The organism is Scrofimicrobium canadense (assembly GCF_009696615.1).
Lineage (GTDB): Bacteria > Actinomycetota > Actinomycetes > Actinomycetales > Actinomycetaceae > Scrofimicrobium > Scrofimicrobium canadense.
In genome coordinates, this window is sequence record NZ_VULO01000004.1 from 37,954 (window position 1) to 61,345 (window position 23,392).

The following is a 23,392-nucleotide window of genomic DNA, read 5'->3' on the forward strand; positions in this document are numbered from 1 at the left end:
GACTAAGCCAATCGTGAGGACGCTAACTCGGTCACGATAATTCCCTGTGCTCCAATTCCCAGTAGTTGATCCATGACTTTATTTACTTCGTCGCGTTCAACGACAACGCGCACTGCCAACCAATCGGGGTCAGCCAAGGGCGAAACGGTTGGAGACTCAAACCCTGGTGCGATCTTGACTGCCAATGAAAGATCATTTGCTTTAAGGTTGTAATCCACCAGGACATGACGCCGGGCGACGAGTACCCCTTGGAGTCTTCTTGACAAAACTCGCAGTGCTGGGTGATCAACATGGGTGTGCGTTGTGATCAGAACAGCTTCAGAGCTGAGAATCGGGTCACCAAAAATCTCCAGCCCTGCGGCTCGCAAAGTAGAGCCTGTTTCCACTACGTCTGCTATGAGATCAGCGACTCCCAGTTGGACCGAGGACTCAACTGCTCCATCGAGGTGAACGACAGTCGCTGAGATTCCCCGATCCTTGAGAAATCTATTGACTAAATGGTCATACGAAGCCGCAACCCTTTTGCCTTCAATATCGGCAATCGATGAAAACTGGCCAATGGGTCCCGCAAATCGAAACTGTGAGCGACCAAAACCCAGCGGCTCATACTCGATTGCCTCAGTTTCCGAATCTAAGAGCAAATCCCGACCGGTGATACCCGCATGTACGTGACCCGCACCGACATATACGGCAATATCGCGGGGCCTCAAGAAAAAAATACGTACATCATTGTCAGGATCTTCGATCACAAGCTCCCGACCACGACGCTTGCACCGATAGCCAGCTTCAGAAAGCATGGAAACAGACGCTTCAGAGAGCGAACCTTTGTTGGGCAGAGCTATTTGTAGCATTGTTTCCTCACAGGTGGCGGTAGATATCGTCGAGTGTCAGGCCGCGAGCAATCATCATGACTTGTGCGTGATAAAGCAGCTGTGAAATCTCTAAGGCACAGGCTTCATCACTTTCATGTTCTGCGGCCATCCACACCTCTGCAGCTTCTTCAACTACTTTTTTACCAATGAAGTGGATGCCTTTATCTAGCTCTTGTACAGTCCCAGAATCAACGGGTCGCTCGCTTGCTTTGCGCTGAAGATCTTCGAAGAGCTCCTCAAATGTCGTCATGCTCCCAGGATACGCGGTTATCTCCGGTCTCTTCTCACTGACTCACGTACTGGTTAGTCGCTGCGCCTTCCGCATGCTCGGCAACAGCTGGGTCTCCGAGAACTTCTGCTAAGAAAGGTCCCATCTTTTCCCACCGTTCAAGGTCTTGGGTAGCATCAGCACCATGTTCTCCCACCCACAGTGGAATCGTTGCTGCCAGCGTGGCTTTTGCTCCGGCACGCGCGCCGGGATCAGAGAGAGTATCATCCCATTTGGCGCTCACTTCGAGAGCATACGTGGGGTTAGCCGCAATTTTGTCCATAGCAGCGGTGAGCGAGTCTACTAGATGTTTTGCGTTGCGTTCATTATCGGCGAGCCAAGCTTGAGTTGTGATAATACTTGCTCCTACAAGTGGAACATCATCAGGCAGTGGTAACGATCGCGCGGCAAAATCCATTTCTTGGAGTTGTACCGCATCGGAATTAGAGAATCCAACTATCGCATCGACTTCACCGCTGACAAGAGATGCTGCCTGCGTAAATCCAACGGGAACGACAGTAATATCATCCCTTGCGAGACCCGCCTCGTCCAGTGCCGCCAGCAAGCCGAACCAGTTTGAGCCGAATTCTCCCGGAAGACCCACCCGTTTTCCTTTGAGATCTGCAAAGCTGGTAATAGGTGAGCCTTCAGGCACGATGATTTCTACAGGATATTCCTGATAGAAAGCTCCGATAGACACGATATCTACACCTTGCGCTCTCGCCTGGAGTACCTCGTCACCTGATGCAATTACGACATCTTCATCACCTGATATAAGCGCAGAAAAGAGACCTTCATCAGCGCCGTGGTGCCGAACTGACACTCCTAGCCCAGCTGATGTAAATATCGAGTCCTCAGCGGCAACGTAGACGGGAGAAAACTGGACGTTGGGGACGTAGGTAAGCCCCAGCGTTAAAGGTTTTCCGTTGGTTGAGACCTCGACAACTTCCTCTGTTGCTGATTGAGAAGGGCTCACTCCTCCCCCACAGCCTGTAAGCATGAGTAGTGTGGAAGCAGCAATGACCATTGCTGTCGTTTTCTTCATCGGGAACTCCTTATCCATGTGTGACGGCGCTGCTGCACTGCCCTTTTTCCGGATCGTTCGAATGCGTAGACAACGGAATACAAAGACATAGCCAGTAGACACAGCACCGCGACCGTCACGAACATTCCTGCAGTATCCAGATTGTGTTGCTGTTGGGATAGGAGTGAACCCAAGCCTGTTCCCCCCATAACCATTTCACCGATGACTGCGCCGGTGATCGACAACGTGAAACCATTGCGAACACCAGCCAACATTGATGGCATGACGAGGGGAAGTTCAATAGACCAGATCATGCGCCAACCTGACGCACCATCGAGGCTAGCGGCGTCCAAAATATCCTGGTCGAGGTGGCGTAAACCAACCGTAGTAGAGACCAGGATTGGGAAAAACACCATGAGTGCACACAGCAATACGATGGCGCCAAATCCTCTGCCTACCCACAGGACTAGGAGAGGAGCCAAAGCAATTGCAGGAATTGCCTGTGTGGCGCCAAGAAATGGTTGTAATGCTGCATTGATAATCGAACTGCGGTAAATCAGCCAACTCACGGGGACTGCGACTAATGCGCCAGCAATAGATCCAGTAACCGCCTCGGCAAGAGTAATACCAACACGGTTCCAAAACCACGATTCACCAGCCAGTGCTACTGCTCGACTGACAAAATTCGAAGGGGACGGAAAAAATAGGCTCGATGTGCCACCGACACCAGCTGCCAAGGCCCATACTCCAATGAGTACTGCGAGCAATAGTAGTGGGGCCGATATCGCGACAAAACGCGACGAGTGCGCCATCGGGCTTTCCTTTCCGGCCCCGGGGCGCTCAAATGCAGGCAACGTATATCGCCTGTGCTTCTCCCATCCGGACTTTAACCGTCGGTACTGGAGTTTCACCAGTTCAACCACCTCAAAAAGGCGGGTCGCGGACTCTAACCGCCGGCTCGGATTTTCACCGACCCCGAAGCAACAGGCACTATTATGCCACAGCGTGGCGCAACTGCATGGGTCAGGAAAGAATCTCTCTGAAAGCCAAAACCTCTACAGATGGATCTTCAGCAGAAAACAAAGCCGAACCAATGACAAAATTATCGGCACCTGCCGCTAATGCTTCGTGAATAGTCTCGCGGTTCACTCCCCCATCCACCTGAACTTCGACATCGAGATTTCGCTCTCGGATGGCGTTCTTCACAGCACGGACTTTCCCCAGTGTATTAGGTAAGAATTTTTGTCCGCCAAATCCAGGTTCAACTGTCATGATGAGGACTAGATCGAATTCTTCAAGGTGATCAAGAATGGGCTCAACTGGCGTGCCTGGGCGAAGAGCCACGCCAGCTTTGGCCCCCATATTTCTCAGCTCACGGGCTAGACGAATGGGCGCAGTGGCAGCTTCCCAGTGAAAGGTCACAACAGTGCTACCTGCAGTAACATAGTCCGGAGCCCATCGGTCAGGAGCTTCGATCATGAGATGTGTATCAATGGGCAGTTCCGTTACTCCCGCCACAGCCTGAACTATTGGCACTCCCCACGATAGATTGGGTACAAAGTGACCGTCCATCACATCTACGTGTACACGATCAGCAGCAGAGATTGCCTCAATTTCGTCGGCGAGGTGGGCAATGTCTGAGTTAAGTATTGAAGGGCTGATTTTTGCGTTCATGTGCACAAGCCTACCTGTATCATTCGATGGTCTATTGCGAACTCAGGTAGGCAACCCAAAAGAACCGACGTTTTCTTATCGCACTTTCCGCAACAGAGCAATGAACATAGCATCGCTGTTGTGAACATCGGGCCATAATTGCACCGTATACGGGGCGATACCGGAACCGCTATCGGAGTTTATCGCGTCAGGAGTCACCCCAGTTGATAGTGCTCTTGCATCTATGAGTTCCACCTCCCCGCCTGAAAGAGCCATATCGACCTGGTCGAGGGTTTCTTCCACTTGAGGGGTACAAGTGACCCAGGCAATCACACCACCGGGCCTTGTCGCACGGATTCCTGCCTGGAAGAGGTCTCGCTGGAGTGGTAGTAGCTCATCAAGATCGTGCGAATGATGACGCCAGCGAGATTCAGGTCTGCGCCGCAATGAACCCAATCCAGAACAGGGGGCATCAACCAAAACACGATCAAAAAGGTATCCAGCTGCAAAATGTCGCCCATCGCCCACTACGACATCCACATTATCGAGTGCTTGGGTAGAACGTTCGACAAGCCGCGCCCGTTTGGGATTGATTTCATTAGCGACGACTGTCGTGCCTTTGGGTGCCAACGATGCAAGAAGGGCAGTCTTTCCACCTGGTCCTGCACACAGGTCAAGCCATCTTTCGTCGGAGCCTTCTAGAGGTGCCGTCGCCAGGAGAATAGCAGCTAACTGCGAACCTTGATCTTGAGCTGCAGCATGACCTGAGCGGATGGAAGGTAGTGCAGCCGGATCGCCTCCATCAAGGAATACCGAATACGGCGTCAGATTTCCCGGATAGGGATCTCCTTCAAGTATCTCTCGAGACTCGTCGAGAAGTTCATCTCGCGAAATAAGGCCAGGACGGGCAACAAGATTGACAGCAGGAGCCTTGTTATTGGCCTGGAGAACTCTTTCTAAATCGGAAGGCTGCCGTCCGTGCGCGGTTAATGCATCTGCGAAGCTTTGCGCCACCCATTGTGGATGGGAAGTCTTTGCAGCAATTCTCTCAATATGACCAGTGATATGATCGAATACCTCATCTATCTCTTGCTCGGTTGCACGAGTGATTGAGCGCAATACCGCGTTGACCATTCTTGCGGGGCCATCGGAAGTAGCTTCCCTCGCAAGATCGACGCTCTCCGCCACTGCCGCGTGGTCTGGAACTCGCATGAAAAGAAGTTGATACGCACCTAGTCGGAGTATTTCTAGGACCGTCGGGTCCAGCTGAGACAACGGACGCGAACAGTAGCGGGCCAGAACCGTGTCAAGATATCCGCGTTGGCGCAGCGTCCCGTAGACAAGCTCAGAAGTGAACGCTGAATCACGAAAGGAAAACTTGCTATTCGACTGTTGTTCAGCTCGCAATGCTTTCGGGAGAACTAGATTAGCGAAGGCACCTCCCTGTTCAACTTGCTCTAGTACGGAAAGTGCTACGGCCCGCGGGCGATCCGCAGAGCGCTTCGGACGATAGCTCTGTTTAGTGCGCCTCTGACTCATAAAGACACTTCTCCCAAACGCACGTCTCCCACCCGGGCGCCACGAGCCCAATCAGTACTGGCCATCCATTTCTTTCCAGCGGGGGCGACCTCTCCCAAGCGGACCGCGCCATCTCTACAGCCCACAAGGACAGCTTTTTTCGTTGCGAACACCTGACCTGGAGAAAGCTCATCAATGTCTGGAAGAGGCGTTATAGGGCCTATCTTCATGGGTGTGCCCCGAAGAGTTGTCCATGCACCAGGAGCTGGCGTAACGGCACGAACATGCGCGTCGAGAACCTCAGGGGACTCAGAGAAGTCGATAAAACCATCGCTACGCGAGAGTTGTCGAGCATACGTTGCTCCCTCCGTCGCCTGCGGCACAGGAACCTCCCCCTGATTGATCGCCCTGACTACATTGACAACCTGTAAAGCTCCCTTGAGAGAAAGACTCTCGAGAAGAGCACCAGAGGTTTCATCACCGCGCAGAGGAAACACCTGGCGTGAATACACGGGGCCGGTGTCTAAGCCTTCATCGAGCTGGAATACGGAGGTAGCTACCTCGGCGTCTCGATTCCAGATTGCGTGTTGCACGGGAGCGGCTCCCCTCCACCTAGGCAAATCAGAAAAGTGAAGGTTAATCCAGCCGCGTCGAGGTGCTTCTAAAACATCTGGTTTCAAAATAGCGCCATAGGCCACGACTACCCCTATATCGGGGACGAGACTTTTGATGCGTTCTAGCGTATCTACGTCGCTTGGCTGGGATGTCTCGATCAGAGGTATCCCGTTCTCGGATGCATATGTAGCCACGGGTGAAGGAACCAGGGTTGCTTTGCGCCCTTTGCGTGCAGGCGGTCGAGTTAAGACTCCAACAACGGTGTTGTCACTATCGTTGAGCGCACGAAGGGTGGGAAGAGCAACTTCGGGAGTGCCCGCAAAAAGGATGTTCACATTCCCATCTTAGCTGTCACGCATTTATGTGTTAGAAAAGCTCTGGCGGGTTGACGGTTACGTGAATTGTCGGTTTTCTCTCAAGACTGCGTGCGATACGGATAGCTTGTATCTCACGCATGAGCTCCATTGCTTGCGCTGGCCTACAGGCCACAATGGTGCGGACTATTGTGCGAGCAGAAAATAACGATCCGTCATCGTTATCAGACTCCCTTTCGACCGTTCCCACGATGTGTACCGCTGGTACTAAAGGTACCTTCTCTAAAGCGGTAGCGACCTCGCTCACGGCGTGTGATTCACCATCAAGTGCCACCATCCACCGCGCGGGGAAAAACCCGAGTTCTTCGCGTTCGGCCAACTGAGCGCGCACAGCTGGCACAGGATTCCACAGCGATAAAGCCCGCACAATTTGAGGGTCGGTTTCTCCGATTAACATAACATGAGCGCCTGCTTCTGCCATAGCGAAAGTACTAAACCATCGCCTCAATGCAATGTCGAGGGCATCAAGTCTTTCACTGAAAGTCAATAGGTGGGCTTCAGTTACGATCACGGATGCATAACCGTGCTGAACGGCGGGCTCGGCCCCCGGAGTTGCTACGACAATGCGCGGTCGTCTGTCCAGTGTGCGGACAATGGACGTTGACGATGCAGAAACTACAACTGGAGTTCCGGGAAATGCCCGACCTAAGTCGCTTCCCATCCGCTGAGCTCCTAATCGTATCGTCACTTCCCCATCGTCGATTTCTATTCCAGGCCCCGGAACCTGTATGAGGACTGGTCCCCTATCTAGGTTTTGTCTGATAAGTGAAAAAGCCGAATCAGGAAGACCATGAAAAGCTGAAGTACCTTCTCTTTCAAAACTCTCAGGGCCTGTAACTCTCACTTTTGGGCACATGTCACGCATGATGCTATGTGAGACAGGAGGCTCAACAGCCCAGTGGCTATCAACCATTGCTTGGGTTTTGACAGTCCGGGAGAATGAAGCCGCAATTATTCCCAGTCCCTCATTGACACTGCGGGCGACCGCTATGTCTAGGGCATCAGCCTGCGGCGTGCGCCGCGAACGGGAGAGGTCAGAATCTCCATCCCATGTGACGATGATTGCCTCATCCCCAACGGGAGTCCACACGGCAGCTAGCGTTCCTACCACAACTTGAAAATCTCCACGGAGCGCCCGTACGTGAGTACGGAACCGTTGAACGGGAGACGCCTCTGAAACCTGTAGTCCTATTGCGCTACTACCGCTTTCAGCTTTGAGCCACTCAAACAGTTTCGCAGCTTGCCAACCAGTAGGGACGGTAATAATCACCTGTATGTCCTGGTTTGACGCCCATTGAAGGAGTCCTGCCAATGATGCCCGAATACGATGAGGAATTCCGGTTGCAACTATCCGTGCATTCGGTGCTAGTTGAGTGCCCGGATAGAGGGCATCTAGAGGCATTTTTCCTTCGAACATTGGCTTATGTTGTGGCGGTCCTGAAAGTTCTTTTTCTACCGCGGCTCTGCGCAAAGGAATAGCCATAGACAGGACCTGCGATAGTGTCGCGCAGTAGCGCTGAGCTACATACCTGTAAGTGCGCAACATCCGCTCGGTAAAAAGAGGAATCGTAGAAGTTACTGCCAAGATAGGCGATGGATCATGTGTCGATGAATCGGCCATCGACACAATCCACCCGTTAACGCGTCTACCTCCCCACATGACGCGCACCAGTGATCCTACGTGTGCTTTTGACGTGAACTTCTCCGGTACAAGGTAATCGAATGGCCGGTCCAGATGAGCTACATCAACATCAACAACTACATGTGCGATAGTAGACATGCCATCATTGCGCTGCAAATGCTGTACTGCGTAAAACCTCTGCGCGCGAAGTGTCTTCCCACGCAAATTCAGCTCTACCGAAGTGACCATAAGACGCAGTCTGTTGATAAGAAATGTCGAGCAAACCGAGGTCACGAATAATTGCCAATGGACGTAAATCAAAGACTGTTTCAACCGCGGTGGAGATGGCCTGCTCCGGAATAATGCCCGTACCAAAGGTATCGACAGAAACCGACACCGGTCTGGCACTACCAATAGCGTAGGCTATCTGTACTTGAGCCCGATCTGCCAGTCCCGCAGCGACGATAGTCTTGGCTATCCAACGTGCGGCATAGGCCCCCGAACGATCGACCTTCGAGGGGTCTTTCCCAGAGAATGCACCCCCGCCATGTGGGGCAGCCCCACCATACGTATCGACGATAATCTTGCGGCCAGTCAGACCTGCATCACCCGCTGGACCTCCGATAACGAATCTTCCCGATGGATTGATGAGGAGCCGCACGTCCGACCAATCTAGTCCTAGGTCCTCCTCAGCCAAGACCGCATCAATAACGTGAGTTTTGATACGTCCTTGGAGATCTTCGCTATCCCACTGGTCACTATGTTGTGTTGAGACAACGATTGTGTCAATTGCTACTGGTTTCCCACCCTCATAGGCCAGCGTGACCTGCGTCTTTCCATCTGGGTAGAGTCCCTCAACAATTCCTTCTTTACGAACCTGCGCTAGGCGCCTGGCCAACCGGTGAGCAAACCAAATCGGGGCAGGCATGAAGTCAGGCGTTTCTCTAGAAGCATAACCAAACATCATTCCCTGATCCCCTGCCCCTTGCTTGTCAAGGGGATCAGATGAGTTCTCCACGCGTTCCTCATGAGAGCGCGAGACTCCCTGCGCAATATCGGGACTCTGGGCGCTGATAGAAACTGAGATTCCACAGCTATTTCCATCGAAACTTGCCTGAGAGCTGTCGTATCCAATGCCGCACACCACCGCGCGAACAATCTCAGGAATCTCAACGTAGGCGGTGGTTGAAATCTCACCAGCTACATGGACGAGGCCGGTAGTAGCCAGTGTTTCCACAGCAACACGTGCGTGGCGATCCTGTTTCAATATTGCATCAAGAATTGCATCTGAAATCTGGTCACAGACCTTGTCGGGATGTCCTTCTGTCACGGATTCAGCTGTAATAAGAGTACGTGAGGTTTTATCCATGGATTGATTCTAGGCCGATGCTGCGACAAGTATGTCCACAAGACCTTCCGCAAGGATCTTTTTTTGTCCAGATAGTTGGGCTACCGTATCGCCAGCTGAGTTGAATACGACCAAAGTACTATCGACTTCGCCAAAGCCAATAGATTCACCGACCCTGTTAACTGCAATGTAGTCAGCCCCCTTGCTGTGAACCTTCTGCGCACCGCTTTCAAGATAATTTTCTCCAGTCTCGGCAGCAAATCCAATCACGATACGAGGTTTCAGTGGACTGGCGCATACACTAGCAAGAATGTCGGGATTCTTGACAAGCGTGAGAGTGGGTTCATCCCCCATTGTAGTTTTCTTTAGCTTCACAGACGAGACTTCTGCAGGTCGATAGTCGGCGACGGCAGCCGACATCACCAGGGCGTCTGCACTAGCAAGAAACCTATCGACGGCACTGTGCATCTCCATAGCTGAGTTGACCTGGACGACATGAATACGTGAATCGCCAATAGGGAGAGGTACCGTGCAATGAGCGGCTATGAGGGTGACCTCGGCACCCCGAGCAGCCGCCGATACTGCTAGTTCTACCCCCATACGTCCACTCGAGCGGTTTCCTAGGAAACGGACTGGATCAAGAGGCTCATGGGTACCGCCAGCAGTCACAATCACATGTTTCCCGTGTAGTTCACCGTTCTTGCTATGGCTCACAATCGCGTCAACGATCACATCGGGATCCGGTAAACGCCCCAGCCCAGTATCGCCTGAACTCAGATGTCCGCTTGCCGGAGGAATCACGGTGAAACCACGTTTTTGCAGAACAGAAAAATTCGCCTGCGTCGCTGGGTTAAGCCACATCTGAGTGTGCATCGCAGGTACCAGAATTTTTGGTGCTTTCGAAGCCAAAATAGTTGCCAGCAAAGTCGAATCTGCAAAACCCGCTCTTATCTTTGCAGCCAAATCCGCAGTACAAGGAGCGATCACTATCAATTCTGCCAATCGGGCGAGCTCGACATGCCCCATTGCACTATTGCCAAAAAGAGAATCAACAACGGGATTCTCAGAAAGCTCACTCCATGTGGTCGCGCCGACAAAATGGAGTGAGTCTTCCGTAGGAGCGACGTGAACGTCTACACCCTGTCGCCGCAACTCGCGCACGACATGAACAACCTTATATGCCGCAATACCGGCTCCAACGCCCAGTAACACGGTCGAAGGCAATGAGTTATTTCTTTGCTCCACTGAGTTCCAGCTTGTCATCGACCAGTTCTCTCAAAGCGATGGCAAGTGGTTTCTCATCTGGCTTTACAGGAACCACCGGACCGACAAACTGAACCATATTCGATTCCAACTGCACATTGTATGCATTAATCTGTCGCGCTCTTTTTGCTGCGTAAATCACCAACGCGTATTTGGACTGAGTACGTTCCACTAGCTCATCAATAGGTGGGTATGTAATTCCAACCGGATGTGCAACGATTCCGCTCACTGTGAGACTCTCATTTCTATTGACATTCAACGTTAAGGCTAGTCGAGTCCAAGAAGAGAAGCCAACTTCTGTACCGCATTATCTACATTGTCATTGATCACACAATGATCGAACTCGGAAGCGGCAGCTAGCTCAACCTTTGCGGTCTCCAGTCTTCGCTGACGTTCATCGACACTTTCTGTACCGCGACCCGTTAGTCGTTTTACCAGCTCTTCCCATGACGGCGGAAGGAGAAAAACAAAGACGGCGCTTGGTAATGTCTCACGCACTTGCCGAGCACCATCAAGGTCAATTTCCAAAATGACCGGATGTCCAGCTCTTACTTGTGCTTCGACCCACTCACGAGGCGTTCCATATCTATCGCGTCCGTGTACAGTTGCCCACTCAAGCAAAGCGTCACTGCTAATCAATGTATCGAACTGTTCGTCTGACACAAAGAAATAGTCAGCGCCATCTACTTCGCCCGGCCGGGGCCTTCGCGTTGTAGCAGACACAGAAACCACGATCTGTGGGTAGAGCTCACGCAGTCGTCTAACAACAGTACCTTTTCCTACTGCCGTCGGACCAGCCAATACAAGAATCGGAGGAGTCTTCACTCCTCCGATTCTGCCATGATCAGCTAAAGCGTTTGATGAGTTCCGCACGCTGGACAGGGCCAAGACCGCGTACACGCCTCGACGACGCTATACCGACTTCTTCCATGAGTTGCTGAGCGCGCTGCACGCCCACACGTGGAAGTGACTCCAAAAGAGCCTGTACACGCATCTTGGCAACTGCTTCGTCGCCATCAGCGAGTTCAAATACTTCTGTGAGAGTCATTTCACGGCTTTTGAGTGCGCCTTTGACCTCGGCACGCCTGCGACGTGCAGCGGTTGCCTTCGCAAGTGCTTCCTGGCGTTGCTCTGGTGTTAGCTTTGGTAGCGCCATAACTCTTTACCTTTCAGATCAGTTTCCCAACTCTCCTATGATCTCATTGAATTGGGGTTCGAGCCTGCTGAACGCATCAATCGTACAACTATGTGGGACAAATAGCGCGGCAACAGCGCCAATAAGAGTAAATCTCTTCAGTACTCATCGAGTAACAGATCAAGTTCTTCCTGGTCAACATCTATTTGCTCGGTTGAGGATGCCATTGAACTATTTATATCGTCAACTATGCTTCCATCTGCGATGTCATGTCTAATACCGTCGAGTATCGCGTTGACCGTTGCTGGCGACTGTGCTGTCGAGATGGCTTTCGCAATAGCAACAGCTTCGTCTATCGCAATTACTGGATCCACATCGGGGTTTGCCAGCATTTCCCATACTGCCACGCGCATAATCGCTAGATCGACACCTGGAAGGCGGTCAAGTCCTCCATGACGCTGCCGCGCATTGATGAGAGAGTCAATCTTTCCTAGTTGAGATGCAACTCCCTCTACTATTTGTGCGGCATATGTCGGAAGTGGGGTCTGCGCGGCAGATACGAGCCGGCGTTGATCAAGCAAATCTATCAACGCCCGCGGGGAACGTGTCATTCCCCGCGTCTGGGCCTCAAACAGGATATCGGCAGCCCTTTTCCGAGCCTTGGTTCGTGCTGTAAACCCTTCGCGTCTAGGCACTTTAGTCATTCACCCGACCTGCATACTCACCAGTGCGAGTATCGACTTTGATGCGGGTTCCCTCCTCCATAAATAAGGGAACCTGCACTTCATATCCAGTCTCAACCGTTGCTGGTTTCGTCCCCGCATTCGAACGATCACCTTGCAAGCCCGGCTCCGTATGCGTAATCGTCAAGATGACCGTGGCTGGAAGTTCAACCGACAGCACTTGCTCATTATGGAAAGCAACAATTGCACTTTGGTTATCAATTAAATAGTTGGCGGCATCGCCCACAATAGAGGAAGGAATGTTCACCTGCTCATATGTCGATCCATCCATGAATACGAAATCGTCACCATCGTGGTAAAGATAGGTCATGTCGCGCCGGTCGACCGTAGCTGTTTCGATCTTCATCCCAGCGTTGAAAGTCTTGTCAACCGATTTACCGGACAGAACATTTCGGATCTTCGTACGAACGAACGCTGGTCCTTTACCGGGCTTTACATGTTGAAACTCTAATACCTGCCACAGCTGGCCATCAATAACCATCACAAGACCATTTTTTAGATCATTCGTAGTTGCCACTTTAGTAACTCATCTCTTCGGGAACAGTCGGCGCTATTGTAACGCGAATCGGGAAACTATCTTAGCTGCTACGACTTCTGGTTTTTCATTCTCAGTAGAAAACGAGACCGCACCAGCATTTTTAACTGCCTCTGTAAGAGCACGAACTTGCGCAGCGAATAACGCACGAGGTGTCCCCAGCGCAGCTGTTCGAGGTGCATTGAGGTTGCTGCGTTTTGCAAGCTCAGTAATAGGCGCTTCCAAATGAACGAGGGCAATAGACTCCGATGCTATCGCCTCCAATAGCGACGGATCAGCGGCAGCTGATGGCAAAAGTGACATGATTCCGGGCATGACAAGTTGTCGGTGTGCTACAGAAATAATGTGTTCCTTTGCATGAATTGGATCCTCATAAAGTAAATCATCTAGAGGTGTTTCTAGAAGGTCCTCAGTCTCTACAAACGAACAGTCAAGGACTTTGGCGAGTGATTGCCCCACAGAAGTGCGACCGGCCCCGCTTGCTCCAACAAGAATGACCTCAGGCATGGCGCCCCGCCCAAGTACGGAGAATTGCATCTGGACTGACTTCAATAGAACTTGGTTTTTCAACGCCCTCCAAGAGAACAAATCTCAATTGCGAACCATGTGTTTTCTTATCGGAGTACATAGCATCTAGCAGAGGTTCTATAGGGCCGTCCCAACTTGTAGGAAGTCCTACACTAGAAAAAATCTTTCGGTGCTGATCTACGTCATTCTCACTCAAATATCCCAAGTCCTGTGCAAGTTCAGCTGCAAAAACGCTGCCGATTGCAACGGCCTCGCCATGGCGCACTGTGTAGTTACTGTATTTTTCGATTGCATGAGCCAAAGTATGCCCATAATTCAGGATTTCCCTCAGACCCGTCTCTTTGAGGTCTTGAGACACTACTGTGGCCTTTACTTCAACAGCGCGGGAGATGAGCTCAGTAAGAATATCCTTACCCACCTCAGTTGCCCATTCGACATCCTTTATTAGCGGATTCTCCACAATCAAATTGAGTATTTTTCTATCGGCAATAAATCCACATTTAATGACTTCTCCCAGCCCCGCTCTGTATTCCGCTGCGCTAAGCGTGGTCAATGCGGATATGCTGATTCCCACTGCAATCGGACTATGGAAAGCTCCAATGAGGTTCTTTCCCGCGGGCGAATTGATGCCAGTCTTTCCTCCAACTGCCGCATCCACCATTGCTAAAAGGGACGTAGGTACTTGCAGCACGCCAATCCCCCTCATCCAGGTGGCAGCAACAAACCCAGCTAAGTCTGTGGTGGCACCTCCCCCCAATCCGATGATCACGTCCTGGCGACCGAAGCGTTTTTCGCCTAAAAGATTCCATAGGGACTCAGCTGTCGAAAGTGTTTTCTGCGCCTCACCGTCTTCAGGAATAAACTGCGTCAAACGCACTCCCCGTGCGGCCGCAGCTGTCTGCAACTTCTCTGCGATTGTCTCAACAGCGCGAGGTGCTACAAGTAGCACCTGAGATGCATTTGAAGGAATGTAATCGACAACCTGTGTGAGAACGTCGTCGCCCACGAATACGGGGTAGCCATCATCAGCATGAACAGTGATTATTTGCATAGGTTGAGTCCTTCCATAATCTGTTCGACAACTTCTGATACTGGACCATGAGTACTGACAACCTTGAGATCGCGAACTTGGGCGTGAAGCGGGTCGCGACGTCGGCGTAACATCATTAATGTGTTTTCTGGATCGTCTTTCATTAAAGGACGTCGGTTATTTCGACGTATACGGGAGAGAAGCACCTCATCCGACGCATCAATATGGATCACACACGTAACCGCAATAGTCTCACGGACCTGTGGTGTTTCAATGGCACCGCCGCCTAGAGAAATAATTGCCGGATTGAGCTGGGCATCTTGCACTATTTCACGGACAGTCTCAGCTTCAATTCTACGAAACTCAGCCTCGCCTTTCTCCGCAAAAATGTGAGAGATCGTTGTCGCTGTCTTCTTCTCAATCATTTCATCCATGTCGACCACTGGCACCGAAAGAACTTTGTGAAGCTCTGCGGCTACTCGTGACTTGCCAGCACCGGGGAGACCGACGAGGACAATCGGCAACTCAACGTTCATCTACAGGCCTTAGCCGCGCTGCAATATGATCCTCATACCAGTCCAGTTGAGCTTTGACTTCTCCTACCGAGCGTCCCCCCATGCGCTCTGAAAGAGCCTTTGCAATTTGTAGGCACACCTGTGCCTCAGCAATCACGGCACCTGGTACAACCTGGCATGTGTCAGATCGTTGGTGGAAGGCCTTGGCTTCCCGGCCGGTGGCCAGATCTATCGTTTTAAGGGCCTTGGGGACAGTTGAGATTGGCTTAAATGCGGCTCGCACAACAATAGGTTGTCCATTAGAGGTTCCCCCTTCAATCCCCCCTGCACGGTTAGTCGCGCGAGTAGGGGTTCCATTTTCGTCAAGGAGAATCTCATCATGTGCCTCTGATCCAAAACGCATGGCCTCGGTGAAACCATCACCGATTTCAACACCTTTGACAGATTGAATAGCCATGAGTGATGCGGCTAAGCGCGCATCGAGCTTACCGTCCTCTGATACGTGAGTGCCCAATCCAATAGGAACGTTCCAAGCAACTACTTCAACAATTCCTCCAACAGTGTCACCTGAACGCTTTGCTTCGTCAATGACTTCAATGAACGCAGCTTCTGCTTCCGCGTCGAGAGTTCGCATCTGTGCTTCATCGAGCGCTTCGCGATCTTGAGGCAAAGGGAGATTGGAGTTTTGATTCTTTTTTTCTCCAACTCTCACAACATGACTAATGACATCAATGGAGCTCACAGACTGGAGAAAACTTCTCGCTAATGCACCAAGCACCACTCTTGCTGCCGTTTCACGAGCGGAAGCTCTTTCAAGAATGTCCCTGGCATCATCCAAATCATACGATAGCAGCCCAGCTAAATCTGCGTGACCTGGGCGAGGGCTGGTCAGGCGGCGGTTACGAGCCATCTCGCGTCCGTCACCTTTCCCCGCATCGACATTGAGTGCACCTTCAGGAACAGGGTCAGCGCTCATGACGGTTTCCCACTTGGGCCATTCAGAGTTAGCGATTTCAACGGCTACCGGTGCACCTGTGGTGTATCCGTGCCGCACTCCAGAGATGATCCGGACCTGGTCTTGTTCAAACTTTTGACGAGCCCCCCGTCCATACCCCCTACGACGGATAGAGAGAGCGTGACGAAGCAATTCAGTGGAAACAGGAACTCCAGCTGGTAGGCCCTCCATCAAAGCGATGAGAGCGCAGCCATGAGATTCTCCGGCAGTAGACCATGACAACATAGGACAAGTGTTTCACATCTGAATCTTTTGAGGCGGAGCAGTTCGCTCAAGAAAACTCAGGCACCCATCATGACCCATGTAACCCAGGCCCCACCGATGAGATGAGGGCCAAAGGCAAATTTTGAGTGTCCTCTAAATGCACATATTAGGGACCACAATCCTGCGCTCAAAATTGCTAACACAAGTCCTGTTACCGCCATTGGGGCAAGCCAAAACCCCAGTACGGGAGCCAATAGGACATCCCCGCGCCCCACAGACTTCATCAAGAATCCAATAAGTGTAAATGCCGTCCATATCGAGGCACCTATGAGACGCTGGTCTATTTGAGCAGCTGCGGGAGAGAAAAGACTCAGTGTGATGACCTCTAAGCTCATCAATAGAGTGAGCGTAGTAGGTAAGCGTCTGCTCCAACCATCTATCCACGCAGCAGCCCATCCCAATGTTGCGACTGCTAGTGCCTCAGCTTCTCTGCGCACAAAAATCGTAGCGAATCCCGCTAAGACCGCTCCGCCGACAATTACCGGAGATTGTGCTCGCGGAGAATAGAGAGACAGCTTATGGGCCGAGCGAGTTAGCCACCAAAGGTTCAGTGCAAAGATGCATACGATTGAACCCCACAGTGACATTGCTAAGCTGCGTTCTTTATTGCGTGGTATACAGGTTCAAAGGGCACTTCAATACCACTCCACAATTTGTCCTGCGCTAGCCCCTGGTAGGCAAGCATCCTGAGTGGTGAAAGTACTCTTCCACCGGACTTTCGAAAGCTCGTGGTCAATGGTGAAGTTCCACTGCCATAGGTTACATCGAGAAGTAACTGATTACTACGCGGCTTTAGTGCCACAGCCAGGGCTTCAGTCGCATGCGGAGGAATAGTGGAAATGAGAACATCGGTATCGTGACAGACGCGTTCCACCTGATGGGAATGATGCCACAAGAGCGGGTCGAAGTCAGCGCCGAGCCGTCCCCCCGCCTGCAGAACATTTCCAGCACCAGCAAAGCTACGGCCAATCACCGTAATGTGATCAAATTTCAATGACGTAAGTGCGGCTAAAGCTGATGACGCGGTTGCTCCCGTCCCTAATATGACTGCTTTCTTACCATTACCACCTGTAATAGACCTGCCTGGCATCTCATCGCGGATAGTTTCGACGATGCCGTGTACGTCCGTATTGAATCCAGCTAAGAGTCCTCCAGCGACCACGCAGGTGTTCACTGCCCCCACATTTTTTGCCAGAGCATCCACAGTATCCAAAAACGGAATGACAGATTGTTTGCAGGGCATCGTAATGGCTAAGCCAACACACTGTGAGTCTAGACCTTCCATGAACGATGGAAGAGTCTCACCTGTGACTTCCACGCGTCGAAAATCCCAGTCGAGGTCTGCTAATTCGAATGCACAAGAATGCAAGACAGGTGACAGGGAGTGCTGTATGGGTGAACCAATAACGGCAGCCCAAGGCTTCATATGCCACTATCCTCGATTCTGCTCTAGTTGCAGCGACCCGGATTATCGGAGCACCACTGCTGGAACTTCTTAATATTTGCAGTGTGCTCTTCAAAATTATTTGTGAAGAGAGTTTCACCGGTGTCAAGGTTGACAGTGACAAAATAGAGCCAGTCGCCCTCTGCTGGATTGAGTACCGCCAGGATTGCATCCTGCGATGGATTCGCGATAGGCCCTGGTGGAAGTCCCTTATTAAGTCGAGTGTTATAAGGGTTGTCATCTTCAATATCAGCTTGGGTTGGTATGCCACCGACTTTTCCAACACCGTAAAGCACTGTGGAGTCCATTCCGAGGACTCCATGCACTTCCGTGGTGTCTGCAATTCGATTTTCAATAACTCGCGCCACTTTAGGCATTTCGTCTGTATACACGACTTCGCGTTCCACAATTGATGCTTCGGTGAGGACTCGCATCCAATCAGATTCTGGTACTTCTTGTTCTTCCAAGAAGTCAACAGTTGCAGAGACCATTTCCGTGAGAATACTTTGCGGTGTCGATTCGGGGGTGATCTCGTAGGCGCCTGGGAAGAGCCATCCTTCGAGGTTGTTATTTGCCACATCGGGCAATCCTAAAGCTGCAGGGTCGTCGAAAGCTTTTTTAACATCCTCAGCACTAAACTTATCCATTGCCAGCATGGAGTCACGTACCTGATTATAGGTTTCGCCAGGAATAACCATGACCGCATTGTCTGTTCTGTTTGCATCATCAAGTAGCGCTTCTACCGCCTGGGCAGCTGACATCTGTAATTTGAGAGTGTACGTTCCAGGACGGATCGACGCAGCAGCGGGATTTGCATCAAAGGCTCTGGTAAATGCTTCAATGGACTTGACAACATCAGCCTCATAAAGCTTTTGACCTATCAACGTCCCATAATCACCAGATTCGATGGTAATCGTAGCTTCGCCTGACCCCGGTCCCGGATAATCTGCTCCTTCTTCTGACTGGCTTTGTCCGGCAGAGAACCACCCTAGTTGGTTGCCCACCATCCACAGCGCTCCTCCGATAATCGCGATAATGACGAGGAAAAGCAACGCAAAGATCCATGGATTGCCTTGTTTGCGTCCTTTACGATCTTTCGAACGACGAGGTTCTGCGGACCGACTCGGAAAAAGAGGAAATGCTTCACCACTAGTGTCATTGTTTTCACTACTATCGACGGGAATTGCCCCCGTACTCACAGGGCTAAAGCCGGGAAACTCTCCAATAGTAGAAGACTTCCGCGAAGGTACCGGTTGCTGCGACGAAAGGTCAGAGTTCTTAGGAGTCTCAGCAATTCTGGCGTCAGTGCTTTTAGGCGTTGGAACCCGAACAGCAGGAGCTTGAGAACCAGCGGCCCTTTTTTCTTCAGCTAAACGCAAATCACGTCGCGAAGGAAAAGGCAACTGCGGTGTTGCTTCTTTCGTCGCTGGTGCGGGCGTCCGCACAGATGTCTCTCGCATTTTCTCGGTTGGTTCGGGTGCCCCCTGAGGCTTCTGGGGAATCCTGCTTCCGTGAATGTCGCGTCGGGATGGGAACGGTCGCTCATTACGTCCGCCCGGTGCTCCATCACTCACTCGGTATTTCCTCTCCTCGGGTACACAAACAGACCGGTTCTCCAGGGAGTTCCCCGGATAGCCGCTCAAGATCTAACGCCTGATTCAGAATAATCTGCGCAGCTACTTGGTCCACAATGGACCGGCTTCTGCGCGAGTCAACTCCAGCATCAGCTAGCAAATTATGGGCCTGTCCTGAGCTTAGTCGCTCATCGACCAGACACACACGAGTTTCACCCACGCGTTTTTTAAGTCTATGAGCAAAAGTTCTAGCCATATGTGCCGAAACTCCTTCTGATCCGTTCAAATGCCGAGGAAGGCCCACAACTACTTCAATCGCATTGTATTCGTCAACAAGGTGTACAATGCGACGAATATCACTGCCACGTCGATCGGTACGTACCGTCTCCAACGGGATTGCCACGGTGCCTAGTGGATCCGACCGTGCAACTCCAATCCTCACAGTGCCAACATCAATGCCTAGACGAGTCCCCTGACGCACTACTTTCGTCCAATCTCGCTTTCGATAGCAGCTAAGGCTTCTGCACTCTTACTAGCATCCGTGCCACCGCCTTGCGCAAGATCGTCTTTTCCGCCGCCACCACCACCAAGGATGCCAGCACCGATTTTAACTAACGCTCCGGCTTTAATCCCCTTATCTCGCGCTAATGCGTTGGTTGCCGCTACCAAAACCGGTTTACCGCCGCTTTCCCCAATAACCGCGACAATCGCTGGCACGTCTTCACCTAGCTGGGAACGAATATCCCCGACTACAGTCCGGAGCGCATCGGCACTTCCGGCTGACCCCAGATTTGCTGTGACGACAAGAAAGTCACCAATTGTGGCGGCATTATCTACCAGAGAACGCGTCCGTGAGGACAGTAACTGAGTCCGCAGATCGGAAATCTGTCGCTCTCTGTCTTTGACTTTGTCCAGAAGTGAGCTGATCTTTTCTGGAAGTTCTTCTGGTCTACCTTTGAGGATACTTGCCAGCTGTGAAACCAGAGCGTGTTCCCGTGCCTGGAACTCATAGGCACCCTCCCCTACCAGAGCATCAATACGTCGCACTCCCGAGCCAATTGAGGCCTCTCCCAATACGGTAATGCGGCCAATTCTCCCCGTTGTAGGAACATGTGTCCCCACACATAGCTCACGAGACCAGTCGTCACCGATAGAAACAACCCGGACTTCTTTTCCATATTTCTCTCCGAAGAGAGCCATCGCACCAAGTGCTTTGGCAGATTCCAAATCCATGGTTTGATCTGTCACAGCCAAGTCCTGAGAAAGCTTCTCATTGACAAGGGACTCGATGTCTCCAACCTGCGCCTCTTCTAAAGCCTTTCCATGCCGGAAATCGAATCTCAGACGGGAAGGTGAGTTCTCCGAACCCGCCTGAGTCGCCTGCTCAGACACGATTTCATGTAATGCTTTATGCACCATATGCGTAGCAGTGTGTGCCTGTGCTATGGCGTGACGACGTTGCGGATCAATGCGTGCAATGACTGCGTCTCCCAACGCAATAGTGCCCTGATCTATGTGAGAGCGGTGGATTGCTAAACCTTTGATAGGCGCTTGGACATCGTTCACACGGGCTACTGTCTCATTACCCGAAATAGTGCCCCGGTCGGCTAATTGTCCACCTGACTCGGCATAAAAGGGAGTCTGATCCAAGATAATATCGACATCAACTGGCCCTGTAACCGCTGGAACTGCTTCACCCCCAACCAACAGGCCAGCAATTGTTGCCTCATCTTCCACGCGGTCATAGCCGATAAAGTTACTTTGACCACCGATAGAGTCCGCTAGCTTATGATAGACAGAAGCATCCACATGCCCTGCCTTCTTGGCTCTGCTATCAGCCCGGGCACGTTCTTTTTGCTCATTCATGAGTGCCCGGAAACGCTCTTGGTCAACACTGACGCCCTTTTCAGCGGCCATCTCTAGAGTCAAATCGATAGGAAAACCATAGGTATCATGCAAGGAAAACGCCGCATCCCCAGGAAGCACTGAGTTATGAGACTCTTTCGCTTTCTTTACTGCCGTATCGAAAATCGAAGTACCGGACTCCAGGGTGCGCCTAAAGGCATCCTCCTCACCATATGCGACATCCGCGATTGAGGACCATTGAGACACCAGCTCTGGATATGACGGTGCCATTGCGTCGCGAGAGACGGGAAAAAGCTGCGGCATTGTCGCCTCGTCCAGACCCAGCAAACGCATCGAACGCACCGCGCGACGAATCAGACGGCGCAGGACATAACCCCTACCGTCATTCCCTGGTCTCACTCCGTCACTAATGAGCATCATTGATGAGCGCACATGATCCGCTACTACGCGCATGCGCACGTCGGCTTCTGTATCTGAGCCATAGCGACGTCCCGTCATCTCTTCAACTTCGGTAATGACTGGACGAACTTCATCAATTTCAAACATATTCGGTTTGTCCTGAAGGACAAATGCGATGCGCTCAAGTCCAGCGCCCGTATCGATAGACTTATGATCTAGTTCGTGCAGTAGAGGGTAATTTTTGCCTTCTCCTGGGCCACGCATGTACTGGTCAAAAACTAGATTCCATAATTCCAGGTAGCGATCACCACCAGGGTCCACATTGCCGCCTTGTGCCGAAGGACCGTAGGAGGGGCCCCGGTCATAGTGCCATTCGCAGCATGGCCCAGCCGGTCCCGGCTGACCTGTATCCCAAAAGTTTTCTGAGCGAGGCAAACGAACAATATGGGCCGGTTCTAACCCGATCTCTTTCGTGAGGATATCGAAGCTTTCGACGTCTTCGTCCCAAATGGTGACCCATAGCCGATCGCCGTCAAGCCCGTACTTTCCTTCGTTTTGGGAACCGGTGAGCAGGTCCCAGGCATATCCGATCGCACCTTCTTTGAAATAATCGCCGAAAGAAAAATTCCCATTCATCTGGAAAAAAGTTCCGTGTCTGGTCGTGTGACCAACGTTGTCGATGTCGTTGGTACGCAGGCATTTTTGTACCGATACCGCACGCGGCCATGGTGCTTTTTCTTCCCCAGTAATGTATGGAATGAACGGCACCATCCCGGCAATGGTGAACAAGATTGAGGGGTCGGGTGAGATCAACGATACTGATGGCCTAAGTTCGTGACCATTGCTTGTAAAATAGTCCAGCCAACGTTGACGAATCTCAGCAGTGCGCATGTATCCTCGCTATTGATAGGTTCCCATGGACAAGTCTAAGGGTATTGGGGCTACTTCTTGACACGAGCAAGAATACGAGAGCGGATTGACTCTCGGCGTATTCTCTCCACAGAGGATAGCTAGGTCGTCTAAACCGTTGACGAACCCAATTCCTACATTGGTATCAAGACGAAAATCGGGCTCCGCGTTGTAGCAGAGCCCGATTCTATCGCTATAAAATTAGCGTGAGTAGTATTCAACGACCATCTGCACATCACAGATGACGGGAACTTCAGCGCGCTTAGGGCGACGGACCAGAGTGGCTTTCAGCTTCTCTAGCTCAACTTCTAGGTACGGAGGAACATCGGGAAGAACGTCCCGGTGAGCACCAGCAGCTGCGACCTGGAAAGGAACGGTGGTCTGTGACTTCGGCTTAACCTGGATAACCTGACCGGGCTTTACGCGGAAAGAAGGACGGTCAACAATCTTGCCGTCAACTAAGATATGCCGGTGAACGACCTCTTGACGTGCCTGCGGCATCGTACGTGCAAATCCTGCACGAAGAACCAGCGCATCGAGACGCATTTCCAGCAGCTCTACGAGGTTTTCACCCGATAGGCCTTTTTCTTTACGAGCTTCTTCGAAGGCACGCACCATCTGAGCTTCACGAATGTAGTACTGAGCGCGCAGACGCTGCTTTTCCTTCAAACGCACCGCGTAGTCAGACTCTTGACGACGACGGCTACGTCCGTGCTCTCCCGGACCATAAGGGCGCTTCTCAAAATAGCGCACGGCCTTGGGGGTCAATGCAATTCCGAGTGCGCGTGATTCACGCACCTGCTTGCGGGAACGATTCCCTGCCATTTTTTCTCCTGATCGTTAGTATCACGCGGAATTCCGCATGGGGCCCACCAAGTG

General features: G+C 51.7%; 25 protein-coding genes and 1 riboswitch. All 25 genes read right to left on the reverse strand.

What is annotated here, in order from left to right; genetic code table 11:
• Positions 1-2: 2 nt before the first annotated feature.
• The 25 genes from hisG to rpsD all read right to left on the reverse strand — a co-directional run bounded on the left by hisG (position 3) and on the right by rpsD (position 23,338).
• Entirely contained in the window at positions 3-851 is an 849-nt protein-coding gene (hisG, locus tag FYJ24_RS03850; protein ID WP_154543786.1) for an ATP phosphoribosyltransferase, read from the reverse strand.
• A 7-nt stretch (positions 852-858) separates the two neighbouring features.
• The gene (locus FYJ24_RS03855) at positions 859-1,122 is read right to left on the reverse strand and encodes a phosphoribosyl-ATP diphosphatase (RefSeq protein WP_154543788.1); all 264 of its coding nucleotides are present in this window, start codon (positions 1,120-1,122) and stop codon (positions 859-861) included.
• A gap of 34 nt (positions 1,123-1,156) precedes the next feature.
• Positions 1,157-2,185 (reverse strand): ABC transporter substrate-binding protein, encoded by a 1,029-nt coding sequence (locus FYJ24_RS03860; protein ID WP_206192485.1) that lies wholly within the window; start codon positions 2,183-2,185, stop codon positions 1,157-1,159.
• Positions 2,182-2,976, reverse strand: coding sequence for an ABC transporter permease (locus FYJ24_RS03865; RefSeq protein ID WP_154543791.1), 795 nt, complete (start codon positions 2,974-2,976; stop codon positions 2,182-2,184). Before FYJ24_RS03865 ends, FYJ24_RS03860 begins: the two co-directional genes overlap by 4 nt.
• A gap of 51 nt (positions 2,977-3,027) precedes the next feature.
• Positions 3,028-3,151: riboswitch (FMN riboswitch) on the reverse strand.
• Positions 3,152-3,187: 36 nt separating this feature from the next.
• On the reverse strand, positions 3,188-3,838 hold the full coding sequence (gene rpe, locus FYJ24_RS03870) for a ribulose-phosphate 3-epimerase (RefSeq protein ID WP_154543793.1): 651 nt from the start codon (positions 3,836-3,838) through the stop codon (positions 3,188-3,190).
• A 75-nt stretch (positions 3,839-3,913) separates the two neighbouring features.
• Positions 3,914-5,356: a transcription antitermination factor NusB gene (locus tag FYJ24_RS03875; RefSeq protein ID WP_154543795.1), complete on the reverse strand. Its 1,443-nt coding sequence runs from the start codon at positions 5,354-5,356 to the stop codon at positions 3,914-3,916.
• Positions 5,353-6,285: a methionyl-tRNA formyltransferase gene (fmt, locus tag FYJ24_RS03880; protein ID WP_318656509.1), complete on the reverse strand. Its 933-nt coding sequence runs from the start codon at positions 6,283-6,285 to the stop codon at positions 5,353-5,355. Before fmt ends, FYJ24_RS03875 begins: the two co-directional genes overlap by 4 nt.
• A 31-nt stretch (positions 6,286-6,316) precedes the next feature.
• Positions 6,317-8,194 (reverse strand): primosomal protein N' family DNA-binding protein, encoded by a 1,878-nt coding sequence (locus tag FYJ24_RS03885; RefSeq protein ID WP_206192486.1) that lies wholly within the window; start codon positions 8,192-8,194, stop codon positions 6,317-6,319.
• Entirely contained in the window at positions 8,109-9,314 is a 1,206-nt protein-coding gene (metK, locus tag FYJ24_RS03890; protein WP_154543799.1) for a methionine adenosyltransferase, read from the reverse strand. The genes FYJ24_RS03885 and metK overlap by 86 nt, the downstream gene beginning before the upstream one ends.
• 9 nt (positions 9,315-9,323) lie before the next feature.
• Positions 9,324-10,556, reverse strand: coding sequence for a bifunctional phosphopantothenoylcysteine decarboxylase/phosphopantothenate--cysteine ligase CoaBC (gene coaBC / locus FYJ24_RS03895; RefSeq protein ID WP_154543801.1), 1,233 nt, complete (start codon positions 10,554-10,556; stop codon positions 9,324-9,326).
• The gene (gene rpoZ / locus FYJ24_RS03900) at positions 10,522-10,785 is read right to left on the reverse strand and encodes a DNA-directed RNA polymerase subunit omega (protein ID WP_318656510.1); all 264 of its coding nucleotides are present in this window, start codon (positions 10,783-10,785) and stop codon (positions 10,522-10,524) included. The genes coaBC and rpoZ overlap by 35 nt, the downstream gene beginning before the upstream one ends.
• Positions 10,786-10,823: 38 nt before the next feature.
• A complete protein-coding gene (gene gmk, locus FYJ24_RS03905; RefSeq protein ID WP_318656511.1) occupies positions 10,824-11,381 on the reverse strand; it encodes a guanylate kinase in 558 nt (185 codons plus the stop codon).
• Between the two features lie 19 nt (positions 11,382-11,400).
• The gene (mihF, locus tag FYJ24_RS03910; RefSeq protein ID WP_154543805.1) at positions 11,401-11,712 is read right to left on the reverse strand and encodes an integration host factor, actinobacterial type; all 312 of its coding nucleotides are present in this window, start codon (positions 11,710-11,712) and stop codon (positions 11,401-11,403) included.
• Positions 11,713-11,849: 137 nt separating this feature from the next.
• Positions 11,850-12,395 (reverse strand): transcription antitermination factor NusB, encoded by a 546-nt coding sequence (gene nusB / locus FYJ24_RS03915; RefSeq protein ID WP_154543807.1) that lies wholly within the window; start codon positions 12,393-12,395, stop codon positions 11,850-11,852.
• Positions 12,388-12,951, reverse strand: coding sequence for an elongation factor P (gene efp / locus FYJ24_RS03920; protein WP_318656512.1), 564 nt, complete (start codon positions 12,949-12,951; stop codon positions 12,388-12,390). The genes nusB and efp overlap by 8 nt, the downstream gene beginning before the upstream one ends.
• 33 nt (positions 12,952-12,984) lie before the next feature.
• On the reverse strand, positions 12,985-13,476 hold the full coding sequence (locus FYJ24_RS03925; protein WP_154543809.1) for a nucleoside/nucleotide kinase family protein: 492 nt from the start codon (positions 13,474-13,476) through the stop codon (positions 12,985-12,987).
• Positions 13,469-14,548, reverse strand: coding sequence for a 3-dehydroquinate synthase (aroB, locus tag FYJ24_RS03930; protein ID WP_154543811.1), 1,080 nt, complete (start codon positions 14,546-14,548; stop codon positions 13,469-13,471). Before aroB ends, FYJ24_RS03925 begins: the two co-directional genes overlap by 8 nt.
• Positions 14,539-15,063 carry a shikimate kinase gene (locus tag FYJ24_RS03935; RefSeq protein WP_154543813.1) on the reverse strand — a complete coding sequence of 175 codons (525 nt, stop codon included), beginning with the start codon at positions 15,061-15,063 and terminating at the stop codon, positions 14,539-14,541. Before FYJ24_RS03935 ends, aroB begins: the two co-directional genes overlap by 10 nt.
• Complete coding sequence (aroC, locus tag FYJ24_RS03940; protein ID WP_154543815.1) at positions 15,053-16,282, reverse strand: chorismate synthase; 1,230 nt, start codon at positions 16,280-16,282, stop codon at positions 15,053-15,055. The genes FYJ24_RS03935 and aroC overlap by 11 nt, the downstream gene beginning before the upstream one ends.
• Positions 16,283-16,338: 56 nt before the next feature.
• On the reverse strand, positions 16,339-16,908 hold the full coding sequence (locus tag FYJ24_RS03945; RefSeq protein WP_154543817.1) for a prepilin peptidase: 570 nt from the start codon (positions 16,906-16,908) through the stop codon (positions 16,339-16,341).
• A gap of 2 nt (positions 16,909-16,910) precedes the next feature.
• Positions 16,911-17,747, reverse strand: a complete 837-nt coding sequence (locus tag FYJ24_RS03950) for a shikimate dehydrogenase family protein (RefSeq protein WP_154543819.1) — start codon at positions 17,745-17,747, stop codon at positions 16,911-16,913.
• Between the two features lie 23 nt (positions 17,748-17,770).
• A complete protein-coding gene (gene mltG, locus FYJ24_RS13345; RefSeq protein ID WP_318656513.1) occupies positions 17,771-19,339 on the reverse strand; it encodes an endolytic transglycosylase MltG in 1,569 nt (522 codons plus the stop codon).
• Positions 19,332-19,820, reverse strand: a complete 489-nt coding sequence (ruvX, locus tag FYJ24_RS03960; RefSeq protein WP_318656514.1) for a Holliday junction resolvase RuvX — start codon at positions 19,818-19,820, stop codon at positions 19,332-19,334. The genes mltG and ruvX overlap by 8 nt, the downstream gene beginning before the upstream one ends.
• A complete protein-coding gene (gene alaS, locus FYJ24_RS03965) occupies positions 19,820-22,495 on the reverse strand; it encodes an alanine--tRNA ligase (protein ID WP_154543821.1) in 2,676 nt (891 codons plus the stop codon). Before alaS ends, ruvX begins: the two co-directional genes overlap by 1 nt.
• A 219-nt stretch (positions 22,496-22,714) precedes the next feature.
• Positions 22,715-23,338: a 30S ribosomal protein S4 gene (gene rpsD, locus FYJ24_RS03970; RefSeq protein ID WP_154543823.1), complete on the reverse strand. Its 624-nt coding sequence runs from the start codon at positions 23,336-23,338 to the stop codon at positions 22,715-22,717.
• Between the last annotated feature and the right edge of the window lie 54 nt (positions 23,339-23,392).

Coding starts and splice junctions, on each gene's coding strand:
- metK (WP_154543799.1), bottom strand. CDS start 9,314: ATGGATAAAACCTCACGTACTCTTATTACAGCTGAATCCGTGACAGAA.
- nusB (WP_154543807.1), bottom strand. CDS start 12,395: ATGACTAAAGTGCCTAGACGCGAAGGGTTTACAGCACGAACCAAGGCT.
- hisG (WP_154543786.1), bottom strand. CDS start 851: ATGCTACAAATAGCTCTGCCCAACAAAGGTTCGCTCTCTGAAGCGTCT.
- FYJ24_RS03865 (WP_154543791.1), bottom strand. CDS start 2,976: ATGGCGCACTCGTCGCGTTTTGTCGCGATATCGGCCCCACTACTATTG.
- alaS (WP_154543821.1), bottom strand. CDS start 22,495: ATGCGCACTGCTGAGATTCGTCAACGTTGGCTGGACTATTTTACAAGC.
- FYJ24_RS03950 (WP_154543819.1), bottom strand. CDS start 17,747: ATGAAGCCTTGGGCTGCCGTTATTGGTTCACCCATACAGCACTCCCTG.
- FYJ24_RS03925 (WP_154543809.1), bottom strand. CDS start 13,476: ATGCCTGAGGTCATTCTTGTTGGAGCAAGCGGGGCCGGTCGCACTTCT.
- FYJ24_RS03945 (WP_154543817.1), bottom strand. CDS start 16,908: ATGTCACTGTGGGGTTCAATCGTATGCATCTTTGCACTGAACCTTTGG.
- mihF (WP_154543805.1), bottom strand. CDS start 11,712: ATGGCGCTACCAAAGCTAACACCAGAGCAACGCCAGGAAGCACTTGCG.
- FYJ24_RS03860 (WP_206192485.1), bottom strand. CDS start 2,185: ATGAAGAAAACGACAGCAATGGTCATTGCTGCTTCCACACTACTCATG.
- FYJ24_RS03875 (WP_154543795.1), bottom strand. CDS start 5,356: ATGAGTCAGAGGCGCACTAAACAGAGCTATCGTCCGAAGCGCTCTGCG.
- rpe (WP_154543793.1), bottom strand. CDS start 3,838: ATGAACGCAAAAATCAGCCCTTCAATACTTAACTCAGACATTGCCCAC.
- FYJ24_RS03885 (WP_206192486.1), bottom strand. CDS start 8,194: ATGGTCACTTCGGTAGAGCTGAATTTGCGTGGGAAGACACTTCGCGCG.
- FYJ24_RS03855 (WP_154543788.1), bottom strand. CDS start 1,122: ATGACGACATTTGAGGAGCTCTTCGAAGATCTTCAGCGCAAAGCAAGC.
- aroB (WP_154543811.1), bottom strand. CDS start 14,548: ATGCAAATAATCACTGTTCATGCTGATGATGGCTACCCCGTATTCGTG.
- coaBC (WP_154543801.1), bottom strand. CDS start 10,556: ATGACAAGCTGGAACTCAGTGGAGCAAAGAAATAACTCATTGCCTTCG.
- rpsD (WP_154543823.1), bottom strand. CDS start 23,338: ATGGCAGGGAATCGTTCCCGCAAGCAGGTGCGTGAATCACGCGCACTC.
- FYJ24_RS03935 (WP_154543813.1), bottom strand. CDS start 15,063: ATGAACGTTGAGTTGCCGATTGTCCTCGTCGGTCTCCCCGGTGCTGGC.
- aroC (WP_154543815.1), bottom strand. CDS start 16,282: ATGTTGTCATGGTCTACTGCCGGAGAATCTCATGGCTGCGCTCTCATC.